This is a genomic window from Streptomyces sp. NPDC030021 (assembly GCF_055574035.1).
The window spans coordinates 1-5196 of sequence record NZ_JBVIAH010000050.1; the positions used below are offsets into that span (position 1 = coordinate 1).

2 rRNA genes are annotated in these 5196 nt (G+C 56.9%); both read left to right on the top strand.

Features of this window, described 5'->3' with window-relative positions:
• Positions 1-238 precede the first annotated feature (238 nt).
• Positions 239-1763: ribosomal RNA gene (locus ACZ4YL_RS41240) — 16S ribosomal RNA — on the top strand.
• A 279-nt stretch (positions 1764-2042) separates the two neighbouring features.
• Positions 2043-5165 (top strand): 23S ribosomal RNA (locus ACZ4YL_RS41245).
• The 16S and 23S rRNA genes sit together here, the layout of an rRNA operon.
• The last annotated feature ends 31 nt before the right edge of the window (positions 5166-5196 follow it).

A 5196-nucleotide genomic window follows, 5' to 3' on the forward strand; every position in this document is an offset into this window, starting at 1 on the left:
GGGTGAGTACAAAGGAAGCGTCCGTTCCTTGAGAACTCAACAGCGTGCCAAAAATCAACGCCAGAAGTTGATACCCCGTCCACTTCGGTGGATGAGGTTCCTTTGAAAAAGACCTGTCGGGCTTCCTCGTGAAGCACTGGCAGGCAACAAACACAGCGAGGACGTTGTGGCGCGTCGGTCTTATTCCGACATGACGTGCCCGCTCTAAGTGATGTGTGCACCCGATTACGGGTAAACATTCATGGAGAGTTTGATCCTGGCTCAGGACGAACGCTGGCGGCGTGCTTAACACATGCAAGTCGAACGATGAAGCCCTTCGGGGTGGATTAGTGGCGAACGGGTGAGTAACACGTGGGCAATCTGCCCTTCACTCTGGGACAAGCCCTGGAAACGGGGTCTAATACCGGATACCACTCCTGCCTGCATGGGCGGGGGTTGAAAGCTCCGGCGGTGAAGGATGAGCCCGCGGCCTATCAGCTTGTTGGTGGGGTAATGGCCCACCAAGGCGACGACGGGTAGCCGGCCTGAGAGGGCGACCGGCCACACTGGGACTGAGACACGGCCCAGACTCCTACGGGAGGCAGCAGTGGGGAATATTGCACAATGGGCGAAAGCCTGATGCAGCGACGCCGCGTGAGGGATGACGGCCTTCGGGTTGTAAACCTCTTTCAGCAGGGAAGAAGCGAAAGTGACGGTACCTGCAGAAGAAGCGCCGGCTAACTACGTGCCAGCAGCCGCGGTAATACGTAGGGCGCAAGCGTTGTCCGGAATTATTGGGCGTAAAGAGCTCGTAGGCGGCTTGTCACGTCGGATGTGAAAGCCCGAGGCTTAACCTCGGGTCTGCATTCGATACGGGCTAGCTAGAGTGTGGTAGGGGAGATCGGAATTCCTGGTGTAGCGGTGAAATGCGCAGATATCAGGAGGAACACCGGTGGCGAAGGCGGATCTCTGGGCCATTACTGACGCTGAGGAGCGAAAGCGTGGGGAGCGAACAGGATTAGATACCCTGGTAGTCCACGCCGTAAACGTTGGGAACTAGGTGTTGGCGACATTCCACGTCGTCGGTGCCGCAGCTAACGCATTAAGTTCCCCGCCTGGGGAGTACGGCCGCAAGGCTAAAACTCAAAGGAATTGACGGGGGCCCGCACAAGCAGCGGAGCATGTGGCTTAATTCGACGCAACGCGAAGAACCTTACCAAGGCTTGACATATACCGGAAAGCATTAGAGATAGTGCCCCCCTTGTGGTCGGTATACAGGTGGTGCATGGCTGTCGTCAGCTCGTGTCGTGAGATGTTGGGTTAAGTCCCGCAACGAGCGCAACCCTTGTCCTGTGTTGCCAGCATGCCCTTCGGGGTGATGGGGACTCACAGGAGACCGCCGGGGTCAACTCGGAGGAAGGTGGGGACGACGTCAAGTCATCATGCCCCTTATGTCTTGGGCTGCACACGTGCTACAATGGCCGGTACAATGAGCTGCGATACCGTGAGGTGGAGCGAATCTCAAAAAGCCGGTCTCAGTTCGGATTGGGGTCTGCAACTCGACCCCATGAAGTCGGAGTTGCTAGTAATCGCAGATCAGCATTGCTGCGGTGAATACGTTCCCGGGCCTTGTACACACCGCCCGTCACGTCACGAAAGTCGGTAACACCCGAAGCCGGTGGCCCAACCCGTAAGGGAGGGAGCTGTCGAAGGTGGGACTGGCGATTGGGACGAAGTCGTAACAAGGTAGCCGTACCGGAAGGTGCGGCTGGATCACCTCCTTTCTAAGGAGCACAGTACCGATTGCAGACAAACGTTCTGCACGGTCAGCTCATGGGTGGAACGTTGATTATTTGGCATCTTCGGTCTGATGGTTCTCGAGTACTGCTTCGGCGTGGAAAGAGGAGACGGACGAACGGAGATGCCTGGCACGTTGTTGGGTCCTGAAGGTACGGCCGTAAGGTCATGTCTTCAGTGCCGGCCCCGGTAAAGCATTCCTCAGGGAGTGTGTGACGGGTGGCTGGTCGTTGTTTGAGAACTACACAGTGGACGCGAGCATCTGTGGCCAAGTTTTTAAGGGCGCACGGTGGATGCCTTGGCACCAGGAACCGATGAAGGACGTGAGAGGCCGCGATAGGCCCCGGGGAGCTGCCAACTGAGCTTTGATCCGGGGGTGTCCGAATGGGGAAACCCGGCAGTCGTCATGGGCTGTCACCCACTGCTGAACACATAGGCAGTGTGGAGGGAACGAGGGGAAGTGAAACATCTCAGTACCCTCAGGAAGAGAAAACAACCGTGATTCCGGGAGTAGTGGCGAGCGAAACCGGATGAGGCCAAACCGTATGCGTGTGATACCCGGCAGGGGTTGCGCATGCGGGGTTGTGGGAATTCTTTTGATCGGTCTGCCGGCCGGTCGGCGAGTCAGAAACCGTTGATGTAGTCGAAGGACATGCGAAAGGTCCGGCGTAGAGGGTAAGACCCCCGTAGACGAAACATCAGCGGCTTGCTTAAGAATCTCCCAAGTAGCACGGGGCCCGAGAAATCCCGTGTGAATCTGGCGGGACCACCCGCTAAGCCTAAATATTCCCTGGTGACCGATAGCGGATAGTACCGTGAGGGAATGGTGAAAAGTACCGCGGGAGCGGAGTGAAATAGTACCTGAAACCGTGTGCCTACAAGCCGTGGGAGCGTCGCCGTCATTCTTCGGAATGACGGTCGTGACTGCGTGCCTTTTGAAGAATGAGCCTGCGAGTTAGCGGTGTGTAGCGAGGTTAACCCGTGTGGGGAAGCCGTAGCGAAAGCGAGTCCGAATAGGGCGATTGAGTTGCACGCTCTAGACCCGAAGCGGAGTGATCTAGCCATGGGCAGGTTGAAGCGGAGGTAAGACTTCGTGGAGGACCGAACCCACCAGGGTTGAAAACCTGGGGGATGACCTGTGGTTAGGGGTGAAAGGCCAATCAAACTCCGTGATAGCTGGTTCTCCCCGAAATGCATTTAGGTGCAGCGTCGTGTGTTTCTTGCCGGAGGTAGAGCACTGGATAGGCGATGGGCCCTACCGGGTTACTGACCTTAGCCAAACTCCGAATGCCGGTAAGTGAGAGCACGGCAGTGAGACTGTGGGGGATAAGCTCCATGGTCGAGAGGGAAACAGCCCAGAGCATCGACTAAGGCCCCTAAGCGTACGCTAAGTGGGAAAGGATGTGGAGTCGCAGAGACAACCAGGAGGTTGGCTTAGAAGCAGCCACCCTTGAAAGAGTGCGTAATAGCTCACTGGTCAAGTGATTCCGCGCCGACAATGTAGCGGGGCTCAAGCGTACCGCCGAAGTCGTGTCATTGCAGCAATAGGGCCAACGCCCGCTGTGATGGGTAGGGGAGCGTCGTGTGCCGGGTGAAGCAGCAGCGGAAGCTAGTTGTGGACGGTTCACGAGTGAGAATGCAGGCATGAGTAGCGATACACACGTGAGAAACGTGTGCGCCGATTGACTAAGGGTTCCTGGGTCAAGCTGATCTGCCCAGGGTAAGTCGGGACCTAAGGCGAGGCCGACAGGCGTAGTCGATGGACAACCGGTTGATATTCCGGTACCCGCTTTGAAACGCCCAATATCGAATCAGGCGATGCTAAGTCCGTGAAGCCGTTCCGGACCCTTCGGGGAAAGGAAAGTGGTGGAGCCGACGAACCAGACTTGTAGTAGGTAAGCGATGGGGTGACGCAGGAAGGTAGTCCAGCCCGGGCGGTGGTAGTCCCGGGGTAAGGGTGTAGGCCGAGGGGTAGGCAAATCCGTCCCTCATTAAGGCTGAGACCTGATGCCGAGCCGATTGTGGTGAAGTGGATGATCCTATGCTGTCGAGAAAAGCCTCTAGCGAGTTTCATGGCGGCCCGTACCCTAAACCGACTCAGGTGGTCAGGTAGAGAATACCGAGGCGTTCGGGTGAACTATGGTTAAGGAACTCGGCAAAATGCCCCCGTAACTTCGGGAGAAGGGGGGCCATCACTGGTGATCGGACTTGCTCCGTGAGCTGGGGGTGGCCGCAGAGACCAGCGAGAAGCGACTGTTTACTAAAAACACAGGTCCGTGCGAAGCCGTAAGGCGATGTATACGGACTGACGCCTGCCCGGTGCTGGAACGTTAAGGGGACCGGTTAGTGACCTTTCGGGGTTGCGAAGCTGAGAACTTAAGCGCCAGTAAACGGCGGTGGTAACTATAACCATCCTAAGGTAGCGAAATTCCTTGTCGGGTAAGTTCCGACCTGCACGAATGGCGTAACGACTTCTCGACTGTCTCAACCATAGGCCCGGTGAAATTGCACTACGAGTAAAGATGCTCGTTTCGCGCAGCAGGACGGAAAGACCCCGGGACCTTTACTACAGTTTGATATTGGTGTTCGGTTCGGCTTGTGTAGGATAGGTGGGAGACTTTGAAGCAGCCACGCCAGTGGTTGTGGAGTCGCCGTTGAAATACCACTCTGGTCGTGCTGGATGTCTAACCTCGGTCCGTGATCCGGATCAGGGACAGTGTCTGATGGGTAGTTTAACTGGGGCGGTTGCCTCCCAAAGGGTAACGGAGGCGCCCAAAGGTTCCCTCAGCCTGGTTGGCAATCAGGTGTTGAGTGTAAGTGCACAAGGGAGCTTGACTGTGAGACCGACGGGTCGAGCAGGGACGAAAGTCGGGACTAGTGATCCGGCGGTGGCTTGTGGAAGCGCCGTCGCTCAACGGATAAAAGGTACCCCGGGGATAACAGGCTGATCTTCCCCAAGAGTCCATATCGACGGGATGGTTTGGCACCTCGATGTCGGCTCGTCGCATCCTGGGGCTGGAGTCGGTCCCAAGGGTTGGGCTGTTCGCCCATTAAAGCGGTACGCGAGCTGGGTTTAGAACGTCGTGAGACAGTTCGGTCCCTATCCGCTGTGCGCGTAGGAATATTGAGAAGGGCTGTCCCTAGTACGAGAGGACCGGGACGGACGAACCTCTGGTGTGCCAGTTGTCCTGCCAAGGGCATGGCTGGTTGGCTACGTTCGGGAGGGATAACCGCTGAAAGCATCTAAGCGGGAAGCCTGCTTCAAGATGAGTATTCCCACCTCCTTGAGAGGGTAAGGCTCCCAGTAGACGACTGGGTTGATAGGCCAGATGTGGAAGCCCGGTAACGGGTGAAGCTGACTGGTACTAATAGGCCGAGGGCTTGTCCTCAGTTGCTCGCGTCCACTGTGTTAGTTCTGAA